Origin of the sequence: Streptomyces bathyalis (genome assembly GCF_015910445.1) — a bacterium.
In the GTDB taxonomy this organism is placed as follows: domain Bacteria; phylum Actinomycetota; class Actinomycetes; order Streptomycetales; family Streptomycetaceae; genus Streptomyces; species Streptomyces bathyalis.
Genome location: NZ_CP048882.1, coordinates 2,657,813 through 2,681,468 on the forward strand (window position 1 = coordinate 2,657,813; position 23,656 = coordinate 2,681,468).

Annotated in this window: 19 protein-coding genes; 11 read left to right on the forward strand and 8 right to left on the reverse strand. The window is 70.6% G+C overall.

Annotated elements, in window-relative coordinates; translation table 11 throughout:
• Positions 1–19: 19 nt before the first annotated feature.
• Complete coding sequence (locus G4Z16_RS11405) at positions 20–706, reverse strand: TetR/AcrR family transcriptional regulator C-terminal domain-containing protein (RefSeq protein ID WP_197354384.1); 687 nt, start codon at positions 704–706, stop codon at positions 20–22.
• Positions 707–746: 40 nt separating this feature from the next.
• Between G4Z16_RS11405 and G4Z16_RS11410 the strand changes: the two genes are divergently transcribed.
• Entirely contained in the window at positions 747–2,234 is a 1,488-nt protein-coding gene (locus G4Z16_RS11410) for an FAD-dependent monooxygenase (protein WP_197350707.1), read from the forward strand.
• A gap of 28 nt (positions 2,235–2,262) precedes the next feature.
• On the opposite strand, the gene G4Z16_RS11415 is transcribed toward G4Z16_RS11410, so the two are convergent.
• The gene (locus G4Z16_RS11415) at positions 2,263–3,702 is read right to left on the reverse strand and encodes an amidase (protein WP_197350708.1); all 1,440 of its coding nucleotides are present in this window, start codon (positions 3,700–3,702) and stop codon (positions 2,263–2,265) included.
• Positions 3,703–3,792: 90 nt separating this feature from the next.
• Between G4Z16_RS11415 and G4Z16_RS11420 the strand changes: the two genes are divergently transcribed.
• Positions 3,793–4,506 (forward strand): HAD family hydrolase, encoded by a 714-nt coding sequence (locus tag G4Z16_RS11420; RefSeq protein WP_197350709.1) that lies wholly within the window; start codon positions 3,793–3,795, stop codon positions 4,504–4,506.
• Positions 4,507–5,285: 779 nt separating this feature from the next.
• Here the strand turns inward: G4Z16_RS11420 and G4Z16_RS11425 are convergent.
• On the reverse strand, positions 5,286–6,884 hold the full coding sequence (locus G4Z16_RS11425; RefSeq protein WP_197350710.1) for an acyl-CoA mutase large subunit family protein: 1,599 nt from the start codon (positions 6,882–6,884) through the stop codon (positions 5,286–5,288).
• A gap of 296 nt (positions 6,885–7,180) precedes the next feature.
• Here G4Z16_RS11425 and G4Z16_RS11430 point away from each other — a divergent pair, with 296 nt between their 5' ends.
• Positions 7,181–8,080 carry a L,D-transpeptidase family protein gene (locus tag G4Z16_RS11430; RefSeq protein WP_197350711.1) on the forward strand — a complete coding sequence of 300 codons (900 nt, stop codon included), beginning with the start codon at positions 7,181–7,183 and terminating at the stop codon, positions 8,078–8,080.
• Between the two features lie 525 nt (positions 8,081–8,605).
• Here the strand turns inward: G4Z16_RS11430 and G4Z16_RS11435 are convergent.
• The 3 genes from G4Z16_RS11435 to G4Z16_RS11445 form a co-directional block, all read right to left on the reverse strand.
• Entirely contained in the window at positions 8,606–9,934 is a 1,329-nt protein-coding gene (locus G4Z16_RS11435; RefSeq protein WP_197350712.1) for a hypothetical protein, read from the reverse strand.
• Positions 9,934–10,587, reverse strand: coding sequence for an RNA polymerase sigma factor (locus tag G4Z16_RS11440; RefSeq protein WP_197354385.1), 654 nt, complete (start codon positions 10,585–10,587; stop codon positions 9,934–9,936). Before G4Z16_RS11440 ends, G4Z16_RS11435 begins: the two co-directional genes overlap by 1 nt.
• Before the next feature lie 339 nt (positions 10,588–10,926).
• The gene (locus G4Z16_RS11445) at positions 10,927–12,540 is read right to left on the reverse strand and encodes a beta-N-acetylhexosaminidase (RefSeq protein ID WP_197350713.1); all 1,614 of its coding nucleotides are present in this window, start codon (positions 12,538–12,540) and stop codon (positions 10,927–10,929) included.
• Positions 12,541–13,009: 469 nt separating this feature from the next.
• Between G4Z16_RS11445 and G4Z16_RS11450 the strand changes: the two genes are divergently transcribed.
• The 6 genes from G4Z16_RS11450 (at position 13,010) to G4Z16_RS11475 (ending at position 18,535) form a co-directional block, all read left to right on the forward strand.
• Positions 13,010–13,534 carry a 2-oxo-4-hydroxy-4-carboxy-5-ureidoimidazoline decarboxylase gene (locus G4Z16_RS11450; RefSeq protein WP_246531272.1) on the forward strand — a complete coding sequence of 175 codons (525 nt, stop codon included), beginning with the start codon at positions 13,010–13,012 and terminating at the stop codon, positions 13,532–13,534.
• Positions 13,535–13,875: 341 nt separating this feature from the next.
• Positions 13,876–14,256 (forward strand): succinate dehydrogenase, cytochrome b556 subunit, encoded by a 381-nt coding sequence (gene sdhC, locus G4Z16_RS11455; protein WP_197350714.1) that lies wholly within the window; start codon positions 13,876–13,878, stop codon positions 14,254–14,256.
• A 6-nt stretch (positions 14,257–14,262) separates the two neighbouring features.
• Positions 14,263–14,745: a succinate dehydrogenase hydrophobic membrane anchor subunit gene (locus G4Z16_RS11460; RefSeq protein WP_197350715.1), complete on the forward strand. Its 483-nt coding sequence runs from the start codon at positions 14,263–14,265 to the stop codon at positions 14,743–14,745.
• A gap of 26 nt (positions 14,746–14,771) precedes the next feature.
• Positions 14,772–16,526 (forward strand): succinate dehydrogenase flavoprotein subunit, encoded by a 1,755-nt coding sequence (gene sdhA / locus G4Z16_RS11465; protein ID WP_197350716.1) that lies wholly within the window; start codon positions 14,772–14,774, stop codon positions 16,524–16,526.
• Positions 16,526–17,317, forward strand: coding sequence for a succinate dehydrogenase iron-sulfur subunit (locus tag G4Z16_RS11470; RefSeq protein WP_197350717.1), 792 nt, complete (start codon positions 16,526–16,528; stop codon positions 17,315–17,317). The genes sdhA and G4Z16_RS11470 overlap by 1 nt, the downstream gene beginning before the upstream one ends.
• A 246-nt stretch (positions 17,318–17,563) precedes the next feature.
• Positions 17,564–18,535 (forward strand): trypsin-like serine peptidase, encoded by a 972-nt coding sequence (locus G4Z16_RS11475; RefSeq protein ID WP_197354388.1) that lies wholly within the window; start codon positions 17,564–17,566, stop codon positions 18,533–18,535.
• 77 nt (positions 18,536–18,612) lie between these two features.
• Here the strand turns inward: G4Z16_RS11475 and G4Z16_RS11480 are convergent, their stop codons facing one another.
• Positions 18,613–19,410, reverse strand: coding sequence for a transglutaminase domain-containing protein (locus G4Z16_RS11480; protein ID WP_246530800.1), 798 nt, complete (start codon positions 19,408–19,410; stop codon positions 18,613–18,615).
• 212 nt (positions 19,411–19,622) lie between these two features.
• Here G4Z16_RS11480 and G4Z16_RS11485 point away from each other — a divergent pair, with 212 nt between their 5' ends.
• The gene (locus G4Z16_RS11485; RefSeq protein ID WP_246530801.1) at positions 19,623–20,921 is read left to right on the forward strand and encodes an acyl-CoA thioesterase/bile acid-CoA:amino acid N-acyltransferase family protein; all 1,299 of its coding nucleotides are present in this window, start codon (positions 19,623–19,625) and stop codon (positions 20,919–20,921) included.
• 97 nt (positions 20,922–21,018) lie between these two features.
• Here G4Z16_RS11485 and rocD read toward each other — a convergent pair whose 3' ends face one another.
• Positions 21,019–22,224, reverse strand: a complete 1,206-nt coding sequence (gene rocD, locus G4Z16_RS11490; protein WP_197350719.1) for an ornithine--oxo-acid transaminase — start codon at positions 22,222–22,224, stop codon at positions 21,019–21,021.
• Between the two features lie 335 nt (positions 22,225–22,559).
• Between rocD and trpS the strand changes: the two genes are divergently transcribed.
• Positions 22,560–23,573, forward strand: coding sequence for a tryptophan--tRNA ligase (trpS, locus tag G4Z16_RS11495; protein ID WP_197350720.1), 1,014 nt, complete (start codon positions 22,560–22,562; stop codon positions 23,571–23,573).
• Positions 23,574–23,656 lie beyond the last annotated feature (83 nt).

Below are 23,656 nucleotides of genomic sequence, written 5' to 3' on the forward strand. Positions count from 1 at the left end.
GCTCGCCCGGCCGCCGCCGTCAGCCGGCCGAGCCCGGTCCGAGAGTCGCGCCGATCCCGGCGATGACGGCGGCCAGCCCCTCCTCGAACCGGGAGTCGTAGTCGTCGAAGAGGTCCGCGCCCGCCTGCGCGGCCAGGGGGAATTCACCACCGATCGAGTGGGCCCGCTCCGCCGCGTCGTATCCGGGGGCGCGTTCGCCCGGCATCGGTTGCACGGCTTGCTGCTCGATCACGAAGCCCTCGGTGAAGACGAAGACGATGAACGAGGCGCGGGCCGCGGCACCCGGCGAGAAGCCGGCAGCCACCAGCCGCCGCAGATGCTCCTCCTGCTGCGCGGCGTGCCCGGTGTCGGTGAGCCGGGTGCCGGCGAAGACCTTCGCGCCGTCCCGGTAGCGCAGCAGCGCACGGCGCAGGCCACGGCCGGTCCCGGCCAGCAGCTCCTGCCAGTCGGCGTCGGCGGGCGCGCCGTCGGCCCGGACGCCCTCCCCGTCGTCCGCCGCACTCATGTCGCGCAGCATCGCCGTGGCCATCTCGTCGAGCAGTTCCTGCTTGTTCCGCACGTGCCAGTACAGGGCCGGCGCCTGGACGTTCAGCTCCTTGGCCAGGCGGCGCAGGGTCAGGCCGTCGAGTCCCACCTCGTTCAGCAGCCGCAGCGCCGTGCCCACGACCCGCGACCGGTCCAGACCCGGCTGCCCTTTCGCCTTCACCACGTTGACAACTTAACACCGTTAAGCGCATCCTCCTGCCATGGGATCACTTAACAGCGTTAAGGAAGCCAAAGGGGCCTCCACCGTGCTCGTGGTCGGGGCCGGACCCGTGGGTCTGGCCCTCGCGTGCGACCTGACGCGCAGGGGCGTACGGGCCCGGCTGATCGAAAAGGGCGGCACGCTCTTCCCGGGGTCACGCGGCAAGGGACTCCAGCCGCGCAGCCTGGAGGTCCTGGACGACCTCGGCCTCGGCGAGGCCCTGCGGCGCGAGAGCGGCCCGTATCCCCGGATGCTGCCCTGGGAGGGGGACAGACCCGGCAAGGCCTTCGACTTCGCGGGGCCCTCCGAGGCACGCCCCGGTGAGCCCTACGGCGAGATCCGGATGCTCCCCCAGTGGCGCACGCAGGAGTTGCTGCACGAAAGGCTGCGGGAGCTGGGCGGCGAGGTGGAGTTCGGCACCCGGCTGGCCGGACTCCAGCAGGACGGTGACGGCGTGACGGCGCACCTGGCCGCACCCGACGGGGGCAGCCTCGGCACGGCACGAGCGGCGTTCCTCGTCGCCGCGGACGGCGGCCGCAGCACCGTACGGACGTCGCTCGGCATCGCGATGACCGGCGAGAACATCGACCCGCATCCCACGCTCGTCGCCGACGTGCGGCTGACCGGCCTCGACCGCGGCCACTGGCACGTGTGGCCGCACGCCGAGGGCGGCGCCCTGGCGCTGTGCCCCCTGCACGGCAGTGAACTCTTCCAGCTGGCGGCCCAGTTCACCGACGAACTCGCACGCCCGGGGACCTCCCCGGGCGACATCCGCGCGCTCGTCGCCGAGCGCAGCCACCTCTCCGAGGACGACGTGCGCGAGGTGCGCTGGGCATCCGTCTTCCGCCCGAGGGCGGCACTCGCGGACCGCTTCCGGCAGGATCGCGTCCTCCTCGCCGGCGACGCCGCTCACGTGCACTCCCCCGCCGGCGGTCAGGGCCTCAACACCGGGATCCAGGACGCCTTCAACCTCGGCTGGAAGCTCGGGCAGGTGCTGCGGCACGGCGCGGACGACGCGCTCCTCGACTCGTACGAGGAGGAGAGGCTCCCCCTCGCCGCCGACGTGCTCGGGCTCAGCACCCGCATCCACCGCGGCCGCCAGAAGCGCGGCCGCGAGACGCATCAGCTCGACATCGGCTACCGCGACAGCTCCCTCGCCCACGAGCTGCGCCCCGCACCGGACGGCGAGCTGCGCGCGGGCGACCGCGCGCCCGATGCCGAGGCCGTCACCGCGCGAGGCGAACGGCTCCGGCTCTTCGATGCCTTCCGGGGCCCGCACTGGACGCTGCTCGCCTTCGGAGGCGCACCGCTGCCGGACTCCGTACCGGCGGGCGTCCACCCGTACGAGATCCGCGACGCCGAGGAGCACGCCCAAAAGGCATACGGCACCGGCCTGTTCCTCATCCGTCCCGACGGATACACCGGCATCGCGGCCGACGCGTGGACGGACCGGCTCACCGGGCTCCTGCCCGGGCTCGGCCTGCGCTGACCGCCGGCGACCGGCCCGCGAAGGTGGCTCAGCCCTTCTCCGCCGACGCCTCCGGCGGCCACTGCTCGAACCACCGCCGGTCCGCCTCCAGCTGCGCGGCGAGCTGGACGAGCAGCGGCTCGCTGCTCGCAGGCCCGAGCAGCTGCGCGCCCAGCGGCAGCCCCGAAGTGGTGAATCCGGCGGGGACGTTGACACCGGGCCAGCCCAGCGCGTTCCACGGCCAGGCGTACGGGCAGTGGGCGATCATCGTGCGGTCGGTCTGCAGACCCGAGAGTTCCGCCAGGTCGCCGATCCGCATCGGCGGCGTCGCCGTCGTGGGGGCCAGCACGACGTCGTACCGGCTGAAGATCCGCCCCACGCGCCGCTGCAACGGCGCCTCCGCGGCGCGCGCCGCTCGCAGCACCGATCCGCCCAGCAGCTTTCCCGTGCGGGCGGCGCCGCGCGTCCGCGGGTCCAGCAGCTCGAACTCGGGGACGCGACCGGTCCATTCGCGGATGCCCGCGGTGGCGCGGGGCACGAACGCCAGCCCGATCGGCCCGTAGTCCGGATCGGCCTCCTCGACCTCGTGACCGAGTGCCGAGAGCCGCTCCGCGAGATCCGTGACCGCGGCGCGCACCACCGGATCGAGTGACTTCCGCGTCGCCGTCCACGGGGGGCGCAGCGAAAGCGCGATGCGCAGGCGCCCCGGGTCCCGGCCGACCGCGGGCAGAACCTCGACCGGCGCGGGGCGGTGCAGGTCCCCGTCCGTGCTTCCGGACGCCACGTCCAGCAGCAGCGCCGCGTCCCGCACGGTGCGAGCCAGCGGCCCGAAAACCGTGATCCCCTTGAACGCCTCGGGCTCGGGCATCGTCGAGATCCTGCCGCGCTGCGGCTTGATGCCGACCAGATGACTCCAGGCCGCGGGGATCCGGATCGAGCCGGCACCGTCCGATCCGAGCGCGGCCGGGACCAGCCCCGCAGCGACCGCGGCTGCCGATCCACCTGAGGACCCGCCCGGCGTGTGCTCCAGGCTCCACGGGTTGCGGGTGTCGCCGAACGCCTGCCCCTCGGTGAAGGGCCACTGGCCGAGCTCGGGGGCGTTGGTCTTGCCCACGATGACGGCACCCGCAGCGCGAAGCCGGCGCACGGCCTCGCTGTCCGCCTCCTTGCGGGGGAAGTCGCCGGGGCAGCCGAATGCCGTGGGCTCTCCCGTCACATCCACGTCGTCCTTCACCGCGACGGGCACGCCCAGCAGGGGCAGGCGCTCGCCACGCGCCAACTGCCGGTCGGCCGCGTCCGCTTCGACGAGCGCGGCGTCACCGCGCACGCGGCGGAACGCGTTGAGCGTCGGCTGCGTAGCCGCGATGCGGGTCAGGGCACGCTCGGTCAGCTCACGTGCCGTCACCTCGCCCGCGGCCAGGGCCGCGGCCTGCTCGGCCAGCCCGCGCGACTCCCGAGGCGCGACCTGCGTCCCGACTTCTGCCGTCACCAGCACTCCCCATACTCGCCGGTAATACAACCCACATCCTGCTCCCCCGTTGCCCGCTCGGCAACGCCGCGAATGAGCTAGGAAAGTCACATGACCGTCGTCTGCGGCCCCGAAGGCCCCATCCGCGCCCGCCGTTCCCCTGCGCCGCCGCCGATCCGCGCTGTGCTCTTCGACTTCTCCGGCACGCTCTTCCAGATCGGCACCTACGCCGACCGTGTCCGCGCGCTACTGCCGGATCCCGTGGGAGAGGCGGAGATGGAGGAGATCCTCACCAGCCTGGAGACGGGCCTCCAGGACCCCGGCGTGATCGAGGCCCAGCGCGGCCGGGACGTCTCGGCGAAGGCGCACCGGCACGCCTTCACCACGTGGTACGCCTCGGCCCCCGCCCTCGCGCCGTACGCCGATGCGCTGTACGAGCAGCTGCGGGCCCCGGAGCACTGGCGTCCGTACGCCGACTCCGAAGCGGTCCTCGCGCGGCTGGGCGCGCGGGGCATCGCGCTGGGGGTGGTCAGCGACGTGGGCTGGGACCTGCGCGCGACGTTCGCCCACCACGGGCTCGCGGACCACTTCTCCTCGTGGGTCCACTCGTTCGAGCACGACTCGGAGAAGCCCGATCCGCGGCTCTTCCAGCACGCGTGCGGGGAGTTGGGCGTCGAGCCCGGCGAAACGCTGATGGTCGGCGACCATCCCTCGAAGGACGGCGGCGCGGCCTCGGCGGGCCTCCGTTCCTACGTCCTCCCGGCGGGGGCGTCGCCCGGGTCGGAACGGGGACTGGCGGCGGTCCTGCGGTTGGTTCCGGCGTGACCCCTCCCGGGGGGGTGGCCGGGGTTTCGCGATCGGTCCGTGCGTGGTGCGTGGGGCTTGCCGGGGTTCGCCATCGGTGGGTGCGTGGTGGCGGGGGCGTGCCGCTCCGGGGGGCATGTCCGGGCGGCATGATTTACGGCCGACCACTGGGAACCAGATCGCCAGGTTCGCATCGGCCACAAATCACGTTTAAGCCCGGACACGGCCCCCCTGCGCGCCCCGCCCCCTCCGCGTCGTTCAGCGACTCTCCCCCGGTGGGACCAGGAGATCCGTAGCCTCCCCTCCGGCCCGGGCCCGGCCAACGTCGTTATCGGCGAACCAGCCCCCATGGCAGACGAGTTGCACCATCGCGACTCGGGGAGCGGCTGGAGGAGGCCACCGGCTGGAAGCCGCGGTGGGCAGTCCGGCCCACCGGACGACGGCGTACCTGTACGAGAGGAGCGGACGCGGGACGGCGGGAGGGGGCGGGACGTGAAGGGGGATGGTTCCGGGGCTTAAACGTGATTTGTGGCCGACACAGAGCTCACGGAACTGGTTCCGTTGGTCGGCCGTAAATCATGCCGCCCCGGGGCCGCCCCCGGAACGGCCCGCACCCGGCACCACGCACGAACCGACGGCGCACACCGGCAACCCCCGAAGAAACCCGCACCAGCCACCACGCACAAACCCGAGGCGCACACCGGCAACCCCCGAAGAGACGCCCGCCCTGGCACATACAACGAACCCGAGGCGAATCCGGCAACCCCCGGCAGGGCCACGCCAGGCGCCGGCCGAAACCGTCAGAACGAGTCCGTCGGCACGTACGCGCCCCAGATCTCCCGCAGCGTGTTGCAGACCTCCCCGACCGTGGCCCGCGCCCGCAGCGCCTCCTTCATCGGGTAGAGGACGTTGTCCGTGCCCTCCGCCGCCTTGCGCAGCTCCGCCAGCGCTCCGTCCACGGCCGCCTGGTCGCGCTCCGCCCGCAGCCGCGCGAGCCGCTCGCACTGCTGCTGCTCGATCGCCGGGTCGACGCGCAGCGGCTCGTACGGGTCCTCCTCGTCGCGCTGGAAGCGGTTCACGCCGACGACGACCCGCTCACCGCTGTCGGTCTCGCGCGCGATCGCATACGCGCTGCGCTCGATCTCTTCCTTCTGGAAGCCCTGTTCGATCGCGTTGACCGCGCCGCCCCTGTCCTCGACCTGTTCCATGAGGGCGACGGCCGCCGCCTCCACGTCGTCGGTCATCGACTCCACGACGTACGAGCCGGCGAACGGGTCGACCGTCGCCGTCACGTCCGTCTCGTAGGCGAGGACCTGCTGCGTGCGCAGGGCCAGCCGCGCCGACTTGTCCGTGGGCAGCGCGATGGCCTCGTCGTAGGAGTTGGTGTGCAGCGACTGCGTGCCGCCGAGGACGGCTCCCAGCGCCTGCACCGTCACCCTGGCCAGGTTGACCTCGGGCTGCTGGGCGGTGAGCTGCACACCGGCCGTCTGCGTGTGGAAGCGCAGCATCAGCGACTTGGGGTTCTCCGCCCCGAACTCCTCCCGCATCACCCGCGCCCAGATGCGCCGCGCCGCACGGAACTTGGCGACCTCCTCCAGCAGCGTCGTGCGCGCCACGAAGAAGAACGAGAGGCGCGGCGCGAAGTCGTCGACGCTCATCCCGGCCGCGACGGCCGTACGGACGTACTCGATGCCGTCGGCGAGCGTGAAGGCGATCTCCTGCGCGGGCGTGGCTCCCGCCTCGGCCATGTGGTAGCCGGAGATGGAGATGGTGTTCCACTTGGGGATCTCGGCGCGGCAGTACTTGAAGATGTCCGCGATCAGCCGCAGCGACGGCTTGGGCGGGAAGATGTACGTGCCGCGCGCGATGTACTCCTTGAGCACGTCGTTCTGGATGGTGCCCGTGAGCTTCGCCGGGTCCGCGCCCTGCTCCTCGGCGACGAGTTGGTAGAGCAACAGCAGCAGCGCGGCGGGCGCGTTGATCGTCATCGAGGTGGAGACTTCCTCCAGCGGAATCCCGCCGAAGAGCACCCGCATGTCATCGATGGAGTCGATCGCGACGCCCACCTTGCCGACCTCGCCGTGTGCGAGCTGCGCGTCGGAGTCGTGGCCCATCTGGGTGGGCAGGTCGAAGGCGACGGACAGGCCCATCGTGCCGTTCTCGATGAGCTGCTTGTAGCGAGCGTTGGACTCGGTGGCCGTCCCGAAGCCCGCGTACTGCCGCATCGTCCAGGGCCGGCCGGTGTACATGGTCGGGTAGACGCCGCGCGTGTACGGGTAGGCGCCGGGCTCGCCCAGCTTCTCCGGGGCGTCCCAGTCACGCAGCGCGTCCGGACCGTAGACAGGCTCGATGGGCAGACCGCTCTCGTTGAACCGCTGGTTGCCCGACTGGCGTGCCATGGATTCTGCCTCCGTACGGTCTGGGGTCGCGCCGGTGCTTCTCCGGCCGCAGTCCCGATGCGGCGCCGCTCGGGTGAGCCTGCTGCCGCTCGGGCTGTCGTCTTCGATTGCCACGGACTGTAGCGATCCGGGTCTGTCCGTTGCAGGTCCGCAAGCTGGGACCTTGCTCACAGCATGGCGTCCCGCCCTCACAGGATGCCGCGATGCACCGAGGTTCACACGCGGACCACGAGGGAAGAGAATGGGCGATCGATGTCGGGAATTCCGTGTTGTCCGATCAGGTTCCGGGGGTTTGCATGGCGGGGGCGGGACGGCCGAGAAGGCCGGTAGTTGTAAGGCGCAGCAGCGTGTGGGCGGTGACGGCGGCGCTCGTCGTCGGCGGGGGCGCAGCAGCGGGCTGCAAGGCGCAGACGAACGGGAGTGCGCCGATCCATGTGACGAAGACTTCGGTCGCGCCAGCGCCGACCGAGAGGCCCGCGCGCTCCTCCGTGAGCAACAGCACACAGGACAAGAACCCCGGCAAGCCCGCTGAGGCGCGGCCGGTGAAGCGGGCCGCGCCTGCCGACCCCATACTCTTCGCGACGGGTGCGGAGGGCGCCCAGGTGCGCGAACTCCAGGCGCGGTTGCGCAAGTTGCAGCTCTTCGACCGCAATCCGACGGGCTACTACGGCTCCGTCACCGCGGCTTCGGTCCGCTCCTTCCAGCGGCAGCAGGGCATGAGCACCGGCGGTGCCGTCACGTCGAGCGTGTGGGCCGCGCTGCGCGCCCGCACAACTCCCCCGTCCCACGCCGAGTTGTACCCGCCGACGACTCTTCCGCTGGACACCCCGGATCCGCGCTGCCTCACGGGGCGCGCCCTGTGCGTGAGCAAGAAGAGCCGCACGCTGGCCTGGTACGTGAACGGGCGGATGCTCGCGGCGATGGACGTGCGCTTCGGCTCGGCCTACACGCCCACGCGGGAGGGGAAGTTCAGCGTCGGCTTCAAGAGCCGTGACCACGTCTCGACGATCTACGACACCCCGATGCCCTACGCGCTGTTCTTCAGCGGCGGCCAAGCGATCCACTACTCCTCGGACTTCGCGGCCCGCGGGTACTCGGGCGCGTCGCACGGCTGCGTCAACGTGCGGGACAAGAAGAAGATCGCGGCGCTCTTCGCACAGGTACGGAAGGGCGACAAGGTCGTCGTCTACAAGTGAGCCCCCCGCCGGCCGCCTGCCGCGAGAGGCGCGGGCGGGGGCGTGGCAAGAAGCTTGAACGAGGGTGGGAAGCGAGAAAGCCGCCCCTGAGGGCGGCTTCGCCGGCTGTGGCGCCGGATCCCCGATGAAGATGGGGCGCGGGCGGGACCGGGGGAACGTGTCCCGCCCGCGCCATATGCGCGAGCCCGAAGGTACGGGGGGAACCTCGGACTTGTCGCGCAGCCGATGACCAGTCGGCTCACTTGTTACTGCGTCGTCCAAGCCGAAAGTGTCACACCAGCATTCAACTAAATTGTGTGACCTGCATCACAGTTGCTCCCCGCCTGTTCGGACGCTTCGTGAACGGGCGCATACCGGCAGGTGAGAAGGCCATGAACCGGCCCCGGAGCGACCCTGAGAACGCGGGCTGACGGACCCCACGACAGCGCGTACGGACCGACCCCATGACGAAGCCCCCGGCGGAAGCCGGGGGCTGTGCTTGCACGGAAGCGAACAAGTCCCGGGCGCGGGCCAGTTCGCGACCTCCTACGACCCGGCGCCGGCCGGGGCCGTCTCGTCCGCAGTCGGTGAAGCGTCCGGTGAGGAGAGGCCGTCCGAATCGCCGCTCTGACTGTCGGTGCCGTCGGTGCCGCCACTGTCGTCGGGCCTGCTGCCGCCGTCACCGCCACCGTCGGGCTCGTCGCCGCCCGACTCGCCGCCGCTGTATCCGCTCCCGTCGTCGCCGCCGTCGGGATCGTCGTTGCCGCCGTCGTCCCCTCCCGGGCCGCCGGGACCATCAGGACCGCCGGGTGCGCCTACGCCTCCCGAACTGCCCACGCCGTCGGAGTCGTCATCGTCGCGGCCGCCGTCGTGCCTGTCGCACCACTTCTTCACGCCCTCGGGGCCGCCGGCCACCAACTCGAGGCGGAACCTGTCGTGAGTGGAGAGCTTGTCGTCCTCGTACGCGTTGCACAGCGCACGGGCCATCGCCTTCTTGTCCGACTCCGTGAGGCCCTTGCCGTTGCCGTTCCACCAGTCCTCGTCGCCGGCGGGGCCCTTGGACTTCCCGTCCCGTCCGCGCTCCTTGCCCGCGAGGTCCTCGCCACTGGGCGAGTCGGACGGGTCACCCCCGCGGGTGCCGCGTCTTGGACCGTTGCCGTCGTACGGACTGCCGCCCGCGCCCGCCGAGTCCTCGCGTTCATCGGGACTGGCCAGCGGGGACACGCTCGCCGCGGGAGAACCGCCGCCGCCGAACGGCGTGGGCAGCACGCCTGTTCCGGCCGCGACCGCCGCACCGCCGAGCGCGCATCCGGCGACAGCCATGGCGAAGCCGGCACGCAGCGGACGTCCCATGAGGGGGGTGCGCCGCGTGGCTCCGGGACGGCGGTCGCGGGAGCGGCGCTTCTGGTTCTCACGCGCGGCGCGCCTGCCGACGACGGTTTCGGCCTCGGTCGGACCCGCCGAGATGTCGACGGTTCCGCTGTGCCCGGCGTTCGTCACCAGATTCGCCTCGCGGAACGCCTCGACGGCGGCGGCCTCCCCGGGCAGTTCCCCGCCCGCCTCGGCCGGGACCCTTCCGGTGCGGGCCAGGCCCAGTGCGTGCAACGTCGCCGTCTGCTCGGCCACGAGCGAGTCGAGGAAGAAGTCGAGGGTCTCCTCACCGGTGCGCTGCTCCGGCACCGAGCCATGAGCGCGTGCCCAGGAGGGACCGGGCGCGGTACGGCCGTAGCCGCTGGTGGGAGCGCCTTCAGCATTGTCGTGATCGGCCGCGTGACGTCCACCGCGCCGGGTGCTACGCGCATTGACCACCTGGCCGTGGAGCAAGCGCTCCGCCGCCTCGTCGTCCAGCCACCTGTACCGGTCGTCGTCCGCCATCACGTTTCCCTCAGCGTTCGTGTGGCCTTATGCGTCACACCGCGTGCCGTAGGAGACGCTTCCGGACCGGGTGGCGGTTCTCCCGCATCCGGAAGATCTTCGGCGGATTCGTCCAGAAGCTGCGCGAGCTTGCGCAGGCCCCGGTGCGCAGCCGTCCGTACGGCGCCGGCCCGCTTGCCCAGCACGTCAGCGGCGCTCTGGGCGTCGAGTCCGACGACCACGCGCAGCACCACGGCCTCGGCCTGGTCCTGCGGAAGTCTGGATATCAGGGCCATCGTGCGGCCGGTGCCGAGTGCTTCGAGTGCCTCGGCGGCCGTGTCGGCGCCGGCCGGCAGAACGGCCAGGTCGCTCTCGTCCCCGCCGATGACGGGGCGGCGGCCTCTTGTACGCAGATGATCGAGCGCCCGGTTGCGGGCTATTCGCGCGGCCCAGCCGCGGAAGCGGTCCGCGTCGCCGCTGAACCGGCTGATGTCGCGGGCTATCTGCAGCCAGGCCTCGGATGTGACGTCCTCGGCGTCGGCGTCACTGACCAGGGTGCGGACATAGCCGAGCAGCCGCGGGTGCACAGTGCGGTACACAATGCGGAAAGCGACCTCGTCCCCGCCCTGTGCCGCACGCACCGCGGCTGTCAACTCCGCGTCGTCCCCCTGCACGGCCGTCTCTCGCCCCACTCCGCGATGTCCCAACGGATCTGGTCACGCCCCTGGTCGGGCGTCTGTCGTCGTCTCGCTGATACCTGCGTTCGCCTCACGCACAGAACTGCGTATGCCTCACGCACAGACCAGCATCGATGCGAGAGCACGCTAAGGCCAAGTGTGCGTCATAGTCCACGCAAGTTGACCAGGTAACAGAATGCGGATCGCGAACGCTGAAGAGAGTACGGGCCTGCCCCTGGCGTGGTGCGCCCGTTCTCGAGGGCGATCGGGGTCTCTCCTGTGGGGGGTGGCGACCCCGGTCGCTCTCGCATTTTCCGGCAGGCCCGCCGGGCGGATTCAGCTCGCCCGCTCACCCAGCCGCTTGAAGTCTTCCCAGCTCATGGCCGGTTTTCCGGGGTCCCACAACTTCTGCGCCGTCGCGCGGAGCGGCGGCCTGATCCCGGCGGCGACCTGTTCCTGTGTCTGTGCTCCGGAGCGGTCGCACCACACGGCGAAGCGACCGCCGGGGATGTGCTCGGGACCCGAGAGGGATTTCGGAACCGGTTTGGTTCCGCGGAGCACTGCCGGAGTCCATTCGTCGTAGATGCGGCGACCCGTCGGATATGTGAAGTTGTTGGGCTCGCCGAGCACGTAATAGAGGAACTCGTCGTTGAGGTTGATCAACTTCCAGCCCTCCCTCAGATACGACTCGGGGCTGCGCTCGCCGGGCTCCCTGCCCGTCCAGTAGGCGACCTGCCGGTCATGCTGGGCGCGGACCACTCCGCCCGCATGAATGCCGTCGTTCCACGCCTGCGGGGTCTTGCCCTTCTCCCGTACGGCGGCGGCCCTGTCGTTGAGCCAGTCGGTCGCCAGGTCCTGGACGCGGGCGTCGCGGCCGAACTCCTCTCGCGCCTTGGCGGCCAGTCCCGGGTACGAGGCCTCGGGATCCCGCTGCGCCAGGGCGAGGTACTCGTCACCGCCCAGGTGCGCGTACTTGCCGGGAAAGAGGTCGGCGTACTCGCGCAGCAGATCGTCGACGATCTTCGCCGCACGCGGATCGGAGATGTCCACGGCGCCCTCGGTCGGCCGTCCCGCGGCGTTCCTCAGCTGGATCTCCGGGTGTGCCTTGATGACGGCGCCGAGGTGACCGGGCGAATCGATCTCCGGAATGACGTCGATGTGCCGGGACTCGGCGAGGCGCACGATGCGGCGCACCTGCGCCTTGGTCAGATGCGGATCGGAGACGACCTCGGGGTGCGAGCTGCTCTCGACCCGGAAGGCCTGGTCGTCCGAGATGTGCAACTGGAGCTGATTGAGCTTGAGATCGCCCATCTCACGGATGCGGTCCTCGATCCACCCGGCACCGAAGTGCTTGCGCGCGATGTCGAGCATGAGGCCCCGCTGCGGGCGGTCCGGCTTGTCGTGGACCACGCCGTCGGCGACTCCCCCACGGGCGCGCACGGACTGCAGCAGCGTGCGGGTGCCGTAGAAGACGCCCGCGTGGTCGGTGCCCGCGATCTTCACCTGACCCCCGCGGCTGTCCATCACGTAACCCTCGCGGCCGGTCTTCAGGCCCCGGTCCAGGCTCAGCCGGACGTCCCCGGTGCGGGCCGGGCCCTTGGCGAAGGGGACGTCGAGTTCCTTCGCGAGCAGTCTGGCCTCGTCGGCGAGCGGCCCCGCCGGATCGGCGACGACCCGGGTGAACTTCGACGGCTTCCACGCCGGTCCTCGCACCGGCTTCCACTCCCTCACCGAGGGAACGGAGGCGGGTGCGGGGCCGGTTCGGGCCGGCTCGGTCGGCTTCGGCACCGCGGGCGAGCGGCCCCCTGCGGCGCTCCCGCTCGCGCGCTCGCCCGCGGCGCGGTCACCGGCGTCCTCGCTCGAGCAGCCGCCGAGGGTGAGAAGGCTCACCGCGCCGGCCGCGAGCACGGCCGTCGAAACCGACAGTTTCTTTGGCCTCTTAGGTCCCATACGGATACGTTATTGCCCCTTTTCGACTCTCACTCGCCAGGTATCCGACCAGGATCGTTCCCGTACGGGTGAAATTCCCATAGTCGTCGTATCGTTCGGCTCTGCGTCGTTACGGTGTCCGAGGCAAGCCCCGCGCAGCTGTATCGGATGTCACACAGCGGCAGTTGGGCGAGCCGCGGAGCGCGTCCGGCCGTTCAGGGCCGGACTCCCTCACCGGTCCGCCGCAGCGAGCATTGGCCCGTATGCCGGATCGGAATCCCATGTCAGCCGGCCGCCCGAGGAGCCCATGCCGCCGCCAAGCCCGCGAAGCGACGAGAAGGCCCCGGCCGTGCACGTCGTCGGCGCACCCGATGGTGCCTCCGGCCTGAACCTGGAGGCAGGCCCCCCGGGTCCCGGGCCGGCCGAGGGCATGCCCGTCGTGGCCGCCCGGCAACCGCAGTGGCGCGACCCGGTGACGGCGCCCCCGCCGATGCCTCTGTCCCGCTTCAACGCCGCGCCCGACGAGATGGCCACCGCCATGCTGCTGCGCTGCTGCGGCAGCACCCGGTGGGCGGCCCGCATCGCCGCGTGCCGCCCCTACCCGGAGCCGGGCTCGCTGCTGGCGGCCCTGGACGAGGCGAGCTACGACATGACGCCCGCGGACATCGCCGAGGCCCTGGCCTCGGAGGCGCCCCAACTGCCCGCACCGGACGACGGTGTGGCGCGCTCCGGGCCGGGGCGCGGTCCGCGAGGCCATGACCGGCCCGGCCTCCTCGCGGCGCACACCGCGCTGCGTGCCGCCCATGCCGCCTACGAGAACCGCTTCGGGCACGCCTTCCTCGTATGCCTCGAGGAGTGGGGTCCGGACGAGTGGCTCGACCAGGCACTCGCCGCCGTGCGGACCCGCCTCGGAAACGACCCCGAGGAGGAACGTCCGGTGGTGGCGGAGGAACTGCGGCGCCTCGCCCGTGCCAGGCTCCGCCGCCTGGTGAGGGTGCTTCCGGAGGCGCACTGAAGGGTGCCCGCGAGGTCGGGCCGGCACCTGTGACGAAGCCCGGCAGTGGACCCTTCTCCGCCGCCCGGGTGGCGAGTTGCCCCCGCCTCCGGCCGGGCGTGGCGCGCAGATGTGCCGACCCTGCGACGAAGGCCGACGAAGCTGTGACCTGCGTCTCTCATGTGCCGCCCGTCACTGCCTGATTGATCACATCCGGCCCTCCCGGGACCGATGTACCGACAAAGCGTCGCTACGATGGCTCAGGCCGGTGGTCCGTACCCGGCCGAGCCCGACCGACACCGCTGCACTCTCAGCCGAAGATGGCGGCCGGCTCTGACTTCGCTCCGGAGGAGTTTTTTTCCGTGCCGGCTGGAACGCTCTACCGCGGCCGGGAAGGCATGTGGTCCTGGGTGGCTCATCGAGTCACCGGTGTCCTCATCTTCTTCTTCCTGTTCGTGCACGTGCTGGACACCGCGCTCGTCCGCGTCTCGCCCGAGACCTACGACGAGACCGTGGCGATCTACAAGACGCCCCTCGTGAATGTCATGGAGTACGGCCTCGTGGCCGCGGTCCTCTTCCACGCGCTGAACGGCCTCCGCGTCGTGGCCGTCGACTTCTGGTCGAAGGGGCCGAGGTACCAGAAGCAGATGCTCTGGACCGTGATGGGCGTCTGGGGCGTCCTGATGATCGGCGCCTTCTACCCCGTCCTTCAGCACACTCTGCACTCGCTGTTCGGGAGCTGATGCACCATGTCGACCGACACCGCGAACGCGACCTCCGAGGGCCCCGGCGACGGCGGCACACGCTACAGCGCCGACAACCCGGCTCCGGTGATCTCCCCGCCGCGCGCCCGCACCTCGCGCACCCCGAAGACGACCCGCACCAACTTCGAGCTGTACGGATGGCTGTTCATGCGGCTGTCCGGCATCGTCCTCGTCGTGCTGGTCATCGGCCACCTGCTGATCCAGCTCGTGCTGGACGGCGGCGTGAGCAAGATCAGCTTCGCCTTCGTGGCCGGCCGCTGGGCCTCGCCGTTCTGGCAGGTCTGGGACCTGATGATGCTGTGGCTCGCGATGCTGCACGGCGCGAACGGCCTGCGGACCGTCATCAACGACTACGCGGAGCGGGACGGCACCCGCCTGTGGCTGAAGATGCTGCTGTACACGGCCACCGTCTTCACCGTCCTGCTGGGCACGCTGGTGATCTTCACCTTCGACCCGAACATCCGCTGACGCACGTACGGGGCTGAGGTAACCCAATGAAGATCCACAAGTACGACACCGTGATCGTCGGGGCCGGCGGCGCCGGCATGCGCGCGGCCATCGAGTCCACGAAGCGCAGCCGCACCGCCGTGCTGACGAAGCTCTACCCGACCCGCTCCCACACCGGCGCCGCCCAGGGCGGAATGGCCGCGGCCCTCGCCAACGTCGAGGAGGACAACTGGGAGTGGCACACCTTCGACACGATCAAGGGCGGCGACTACCTGGTCGACCAGGACGCCGCCGAGATCCTGGCGAAGGAGGCCATCGACTCGGTCCTCGACCTGGAGAAGATGGGCCTGCCGTTCAACCGCACCCCGAACGGCACCATCGACCAGCGCCGCTTCGGCGGTCACAGCCGCAACCACGGCGAGGCACCGGTGCGCCGGTCCTGCTACGCGGCGGACCGTACCGGCCACATGATCCTTCAGACGCTGTACCAGAACTGCGTGAAGGAGGGCGTGGAGTTCTTCAACGAGTTCTACGTCCTGGACCTGCTGCTGGGCGAGGTCGACGGCGTGCGCAAGACCGCCGGCGTCGTCGCCTACGAGCTGGCCACCGGTGAGATCCACGTCTTCCAGGCCAAGGCGGTCGTGTTCGCCTCCGGCGGCAACGGCAAGTTCTTCAAGGTCACTTCGAACGCGCACACCCTCACGGGCGACGGCCAGGCCGCGGCCTTCCGTCGCGGACTGCCGCTGGAGGACATGGAGTTCTTCCAGTTCCACCCGACGGGCATCTGGAAGATGGGCATCCTGCTCACCGAGGGTGCCCGCGGTGAGGGCGGCATCCTGCGCAACCGCGACGGCGAGCGCTTCATGGAGAAGTACGCGCCGGTGATGAAGGACCTCGCCTCCCGTGACGTCGTATCCCGCGCGATCTACACCGAGATCCGCGAGGGACGCGGCTGCGGCGCCGACAAGGACCACGTCTTCCTCGACCTGACGCACCTGCCGCCCGAGCAGCTGGACGCGAAGCTCCCGGACATCACCGAGTTCGCCCGTACCTACCTCGGCATCGAGCCGTACACCGACCCGGTGCCGATCCAGCCGACCGCGCACTACGCGATGGGCGGCATGCCGACCAACGTGCAGGGCCAGGTGCTCGCGGACAACAGCACGCCGGTGCCCGGCCTGTACGCGGCCGGGGAGGTCGCCTGCGTGTCCGTGCACGGCGCGAACCGGCTCGGCACCAACTCGCTGCTGGACATCAACGTCTTCGGACGGCGGGCCGGCATCGCGGCCGCCGCCTACGCCGCCACCGCCGACTTCACCGAACTGCCGGAGAACCCGGCCGCGTTCGTCGAGGGCGAGGTGGAGAACCTGCGCGACGCCACCGGCAACGAGCGGGTCGTGGAGATCCGCAAGGCACTCCAGGAGTGCATGGACAAGAACGTCATGGTCTTCCGCAGCGAGCAGACGCTGAAGGAGGCCGTCGAGGAGATCGGCGAACTGCGCAAGCGCTACCGGAACATCAGCGTCCAGGACAAGGGCAGGCGCTTCAACACCGATCTGCTGGAGGCCATCGAGCTGGGCAACCTGCTGGATCTGGCCGAGGTGACGGCCGTCTCCGCGCTCGCCCGCAAGGAGTCCCGCGGCGGCCACTACCGCGAGGACTACCCCAACCGTGACGACGTCAACTTCATGCGGCACACCATGGCGTACCGCGAGGTGGGCGACGACGGGACAGAGTCGATCCGGCTGGACTACAAGCCGGTCGTGCAGACCCGCTACCAGCCGATGGAGCGTAAGTACTGATGAGCACCGCAGTCATGGACAAGTCCGGCCGGTCCGCGCCCGGTACCGAGCCGAAGGCCTCGCACCTGGTCACCGTCACCTTCCGGATCCGCCGCTTCAACCCGGAGGTCTCGGCGGACGCGAACTGGGAGGACTTCACCCTCGACATCGATCCCAAGGACCGTGTCCTGGACGCGCTCCACAGGATCAAGTGGGAACTGGACGGGACGCTGACCTTCCGGCGCTCCTGCGCGCACGGCATCTGCGGCTCGGACGCGATGCGCATCAACGGCCGCAACCGGCTGGCGTGCAAGACGCTGATCAAGGACATAGCGGCGATCAAGGACGGCAAGGGCTCCAAGCCGATCCTGGTCGAGGCGATAAAGGGCCTGACGGTTCTCAAGGACCTCGTCGTCGACATGGACCCGTTCTTCCAGGCGTACCGGGACGTCATGCCGTTCCTGGTCACGAGCGGCAACGAGCCGACGCGTGAGCGGCTGCAGTCCGCCGAGGACCGGCAGCGCTTCGACGACACCACGAAGTGCATCCTGTGCGCGGCCTGCACGAGTTCGTGCCCGGTCTTCTGGAACGACGGGCAGTACTTCGGCCCGGCGGCCATCGTCAACGCGCACCGCTTCATCTTCGACAGCCGCGACGAGGCCGGAGAGCAGCGGCTGGAGATCCTCAACGACAAGGACGGCGTGTGGCGTTGCCGCACCACGTTCAACTGCACGGACGCCTGCCCTCGCGGCATCGAGGTGACGAAGGCGATCCAGGAGGTCAAGCGGGCGCTGATCACGCGCCGCTTCTGACCCTCGACGCGAGCGGGCGCACGCCACGCGCCCGCTCGTCCGCGCACCCGACAGCGCCCGGAGCACCGCCCCGGGCGCTTTGTCGTGCCAGTGCCACGACTTCCGTTCATCGGGGCCGATTTCGGGGCACGCTATCGACGCACCACCGCACCACGGGGATCTCGGATCCCTGCAAACGCACGTCTGTCCGCACCACTCATCTGCCCCATCCCAGCAGAAGGAGTACGCGTGAGACGCACACGACGTATGCGCCGGGGCGCCAGCGCCCTGGTGGCCGTAGGTGCCCTCCTCGGCCTCGCGCTTCAGGCCACCCCCGCGAGCGCCGACTCCGGTGGCAGCACGCCCGCTTCGGCGGTGCCCAAGGCCGCTCAGGAACGTGCCGCCGGGGCGTGGACCGCCGAACGGATGCGTGAGGCCACGCCCGTCGAAGACCTCCTCGACATCGGCGCCCGCGCCGTCGAGCGGGCCGGCAAGGCCGTGCCCCGCGGCGAGGAGCTGAAGATACCCCCGCTCGACACGGACACCATCACCAAGGCGCTGCCCGAACCGGGTGGTCCCTGGTCCGGCGGCGGCGACGTGGTGAAGACCACGGGCCGTGTGTTCTTCAAGATGGGCGGCCGTGACGCCTCCTGCTCCGGCGACGCGGTCACCAGCGACAACGGCAGCACGGTCATCACGGCCGGGCACTGCGTGAAGTACCAGGGCGCCTGGCACACCGACTGGGTGTTCGTGCCCGGTTATCACGACGGCGAGGCACCCCACGGCAAGTGGACCGCCTCCAAGACGCTGACCACCCCGCAGTGGGAGGCCAGCGAGGACATGAACTTCGACGTCGGCGCCGCCGTGGTGAACCCCCTCGACGGCAAGAAGCTCACGGACGTCGTCGGCGGTCAGGGGCTCTCCTTCAACGCCGCCTACAACACCACCATGTACGCCTTCGGCTTCCCCGCCGCCGACCCGTACGACGGCGAGAAGCTGATCTACTGCAGCGGTACGTCCTTCCAGGACTTCCTGCTCACCAAGGACCACGGCCTCTCGTGCAACATGACGGGCGGCTCCAGCGGCGGCCCGTGGTTCACGGAATTCGACGAGGCGTCGGGCAAGGGCCTGCAGTCCTCGGTGAACAGCTTCGGCTACACCTTCCTGCCGAACACGATGTTCGGACCGTACTTCGGGGAGGACGCGAAGAACCTGTACGAGACGGCACAGGCCGGCTGACCTCCGGGGAGAACCCCGCACAGTCATCGCCACCGTCGCTCCGTCGGGGCCGGCGTCAACCGCCGGCCCCGACGCGGCTACCGGTCCTGCGGGCCGCCGCGCAGACGCACCTCGCACTCACCGTCGAACGACTGGTACGAGGTGATGGTCTCCGGCACCCGCAGGCCCGGGCTGTCGCGGTACAGGGCGCGCACCTCCTCGAAGTCGGCGGTGACGGTCGCGCGCGCCGCCTCGTCGAGCACCGCCAAGGTCGCCTCCCCTGCCTCGTCCTGGCCGTCCCGTCCGGCGTCGCCGACCCCCCAGGCGTCCCAGGGCAGCACCTCGGCCCTGTTGAGCGCCGCCAGGTCGCGTACGACGTTGGCGCGCACCATCCACAGGCCCATGAGGCCCAGCACGCTGACGCCGAAGGTCTTCGGGTCGGCTTCGCCGGTGCGGCAGCGGCGCCAGCTCTCCCCGGCGACGAGGAAGCGGTCGCGGGGCACGTCGAGGGGGTCGAAGTCCAGCTCGTACGGGGACTCGATGCGAACGTCCGGCACCATCTGCGGGTCGCCGAGCGTCCAGCCGTGCTCGGGGTGGGCGTATTCCGTGACCCAGTGGTCGTCGTGGAAGCCCTCGGCGAAGTAGGTGGCGTAACCGCAGCGGATACGGGCCGGGGTTCCGGTGTGGCGCAGGAGTGCGCAGTGCAGCAGCGCGAAGTCGCGGCAGGTGCCGGCGAACCGGTCGAGGGGACGGCGTGGGGCGGAGAGCGGAGCGTCGTCGAGCTCCAGGACCATGTCCAGGATGTCGGCTATGTAGCGGGTCTCCGCCTCGGTGCGGTAGCGGGATTCCGGCAGGGCACACCCGTAACGGCCGGCCTCCTCTCGGTGGATGAGCAAGTGCCGTACGAGCAGGGCCAGTTCGGCGGGACCACTGGGAAGTCCCGCGAGTCTGTCCGCCCTACCGGGATCACTGTGGACGCTCTGCGTTAAATAGAAGTCACGCTCTGCGGGCAGCATGCGCGAAAGAGTGGCGGATTTCCTCTCGGATTTCCACCCGGGAGGAATGCCAGGTTCCGCGGAGCGGTGCGGGGGTGCGTAGGGTGCCCCGGGTGGGACGCATACCGAAGGCACGAGCGGGCTTCGCCGCACTGCTGATGCTGGCCGCGACGGCGGCCTGCTCGGGCGGCGGCGGCACGGACGACGCGGCCAAGCCGGACGAGGACCACGCGGCGATCCACGTCGACCGCCCCGTGGCACTCGCCGACCAGGACATGAAGGTGCGCATCGGCGGCCTCCGTGCGCGGGACCGTGTGCGTGTCGCCGTGCACGCCGTGGACCAGCGCAGTCAACCGTGGAGCGCGCACGGCGACTTCAGCGCCGACGCGCACGGCCGCATCGACCTGGACGAGCAGGCACCGCGCGGCGGGCGCCCGTACGCGAAGGCCGACAGCACGGGCCTGATCAGTTCGATGCTGCCCACGGCCGGCAGCGGCGTGAAGATGATCGGCAGCGGCGACGCCTTCTCCTACCACCCGCCGTCACCGGCCGAGAAGCGCTCGTTCGAGGTGCGCCTGACCGTCAGCAAGCACGGCAAGCGTCTCGCGGACCGTACGGTCACCCGCCAGTGGCTGACGTCCAAGGTGCGCCACCGCAAGCTCACCGTCGCGAAGAACCGCATCGACGGCGAGATGTACACGCCGCCGAAGGGCGAGCGGCGCAAGGCCCCCGTCCTGGTCTTCGGCGGTTCGGAGGGCGGCAACTCCGGTGAGTACGCTGCCGCGTTGCTCGCCGCGCGCGGCCATCCCGCGCTGAGCCTTTGCTACTTCCGCTGCGGCAAGGGCTCCGGGCGTCCGGACGCCATCAACATGATCGACACGGCCTACTTCGTCCGCGCCGCCCGCGTACTGGGCGACGAGCCGGGCGCCGACGCCAAGCGCCTTGCGGTGATGGGCAATTCACGCGGCAGCGAGATCGCCCAGCTGCTCGGCCAGCGCCACCCGCGCCTGTTCCGCGACGTCATCGCCTACGCGCCCTCCGCAAGGATCAACGGCCCCTATCTGGCGGGTGCTTCGGGCCGCGCCGCCTGGGCCGAGGGCGGCAGGCCGATCCCGGCGGGCCCGATCCGGCTGGACAACGTACGCGGCACCGTGCTGGCGATCGCCGGAGGCAACGACAAGATGTGGGGCTCAGCGGAGGCCGCCCGCGTCATCGCCTCACAGAAGAACGCGTCCGGTGCGAGCCACCGCCAGGTCACGTACCCGAAGGCGGGCCACCACGTGAACTGGTTCCCCTACGGTCAGCCCGGCCAGGAGGGCGGCGCCGACGGCCAGGTCGTCAGCACCTCCGGCTCCGACCAGGCCGCCCGCGAGGACGGCTGGGCGCGGGTGCTTAAGCTGCTGGAGAGGTAGCACGGGAAACGCGACGGGCGGGACCTGGCGAGCACTGCTCACCCGGTCCCGCCCGGCCGTGCGCGGGTCCTCGGGACGACGCGGACGCGCCCCGCCGTCAGCCGCCCAGGACGTCGCCGAGCTGCTCCAGACCCCAGTCGAGGTCCTCCTTCGTGACGACCAGCGGTGGCGCGATGCGGATCGTCGAGCCGTGCGTGTCCTTGACCAGGACGCCGCGGCCCATCAGCTTCTCCGACAGCTCCCGTCCGCTGCCGTGCGCCGGGTCGATGTCCACGCCGGCCCACAGGCCGCGCCCGCGCACCTCGCGTACGGCTCCGCCCCCGACGAGCACGCCCAGTTCGTGGTGGAGGTGCTCGCCCAGCTCCTTCGCGCGCTGCTGGTACTCGCCGGTGCGCAGCATGGCGATCACCTCGAGGGCGACGGCGCACGCGAGCGGGTTGCCGCCGAACGTCGACCCGTGCTCGCCGGGCCTGTAGACGCCCAGCACCTCCCGCGAGGAGACCACCGCGGAGACGGGCACGACGCCGCCGCCGAGCGCCTTGCCCAGCACGTACATGTCGGGGTGCACGCCCTCGTGCTCCAGCGCGAAGGTCGCGCCGGTGCGGCCCAGCCCGGACTGGATCTCGTCCGCGATCATGAGCACGTTGCGGCTGCGCGTCAGCTCGCGCACGCCCGGCAGGTAGCCGGCGGGCGGCACCAGGACGCCCGCCTCGCCCTGGATGGGCTCCATGAGGACGGCGACGGTGTCGTCGTCGACGGCTGCCTCCAGGGCGGCGAGGTCGCCGTAAGGGACGACCTCGAATCCCGGGGTGTACGGACCGAAGTCGGCACGTGCCTCAGGGTCGGTGGAGAAGGAGACGATCGTCGTCGTACGCCCGTGGAAGTTGTTGTCGGCGACGATGATCTTCGCCCGGCCGTCGGGCACGCCCTTGACCTGGTAACCCCACTTGCGAGCCGTCTTCACGGCCGTCTCGACGGCCTCCGCGCCCGTGTTCATGGGCAGGACCATCTCCATGCCGCACAGCTCGGCGAGCTGCTCGCAGAACTCGCCGAAGCGGTCGTGGTGGAAGGCGCGGGAGGTGAGCGTCACCCGGTCCAGCTGGGCCTTGGCAGCGTCGATGAGCCGCTGGTTGCGGTGCCCGAAGTTGAGCGCCGAGTAACCGGCGAGCATGTCGAGGTAGCGCCGCCCGTCGGCATCGGTCACCCAGGCGCCTTCGGCGGAGGCGACCACGACGGGCAGGGGGTGGTAGTTGTGGGCGCTGCGCGCTTCGGAGGCGGCGATCAGCCTTTCCGAGGTGGACATCCGGGGTCTCCGTTCGTCTCGTATGGTCCCGCGGCGCCTCCCGCTGCGTCTCACGTCTTCCCGTGGCGGCGCGGAGGGCTGCCTATTTCTATCGTCCACCCGGCGGGCTGAGAAGAAACTTTGCTGCCCGTGCGGGGTTCTCACGGGACGCCCGGGGGGCGGGCGGGCCGGAGAGGGGCGCAGTGGTGCGGTGCCGACCGCGTCATGGACGGGGCGCGGATCCGGCGCACGCGGACGCGGGAACCGCGCTGAGGCGGCGCGCACGGGCGACACGGTGCCTCAGCTCACGGCACAACTGTGCACGCCCGGCAGGGCGGACCTGAGACAATGGGCGCATGGCCAATGACCGTCCGCGTGTACTCTCCGGCATCCAGCCCACCTCGGGTTCGTTCCACATCGGCAACTACCTGGGCGCCGTTCGCCAGTGGGTGGCGCTGCAGGAGACACACGATGCCTTCTACATGGTCGTCGACCTGCACGCGCTGACGCTCCCGCAGGATCCGGCGGAGCTCCGGGACAACACCCGCCTCGCCGCCGCACAGCTGCTGGCCACGGGCCTCGACCCGGAGCGCTGCACGCTCTTCGTGCAGAGCCACGTGCCCGAACACACCCAGCTGAACTGGCTGATGGAGTGTCTGACGGGCTTCGGTGAGGCGTCCCGGATGACGCAGTTCAAGGACAAGTCCTCGCGGCACGGGGCCGACCGGACGTCGGTGGGGCTCTTCACGTACCCGATCCTTCAGGTCGCCGACATCCTGATCTACCAGGCCAACCAGGTCCCCGTCGGCGAGGACCAGCGGCAGCACATCGAGCTCACGCGGAACCTGGCCGAGCGGTTCAACGGCCGCTACGGACAGACCTTCACCGTGCCGGAGCCGTACATCCTGCGCGAGACGGCGAAGATCTTCGACCTCCAGGACCCGTCGATCAAGATGAGCAAGTCGGCGTCGTCACCGAAGGGCATCATCGACCTCCTGGACGACCCGAAGGCGTCCGCGAAGAAGATCAAGAGCGCGGTGACGGACACGGGCAGCGAGATCCGCTTCGATCCGGAGAACAAGCCCGGCATCAGCAACCTGCTCACGATCCTCGCCACGCTGACGGACTCCACAATCGCGGAAGTGGAGCCGAGGTACGAAGGCAAGGGTTACGGTGCGCTCAAGACCGATCTCGCGGAGATCGTGAGTGACTGGGCCGCCCCGTTCCGCGCCCGCACGCGCGAGTACCTGGACGACCCGGAGACGCTCGACTCGCTCCTGGCCAAGGGCGCGGAGAAGGCGAGGGCCGTCGCGGCGGAGACGCTCTCGCAGGCCTACGACAAGGTGGGCCTGCTGCCCGGCAAGTACTGAGATCGCGCGGCACATTCCGGCAACGACACCCGACGACCCATACGGCAGATGCAGCTCACAGGACACAGACCCAGACAGCGGGC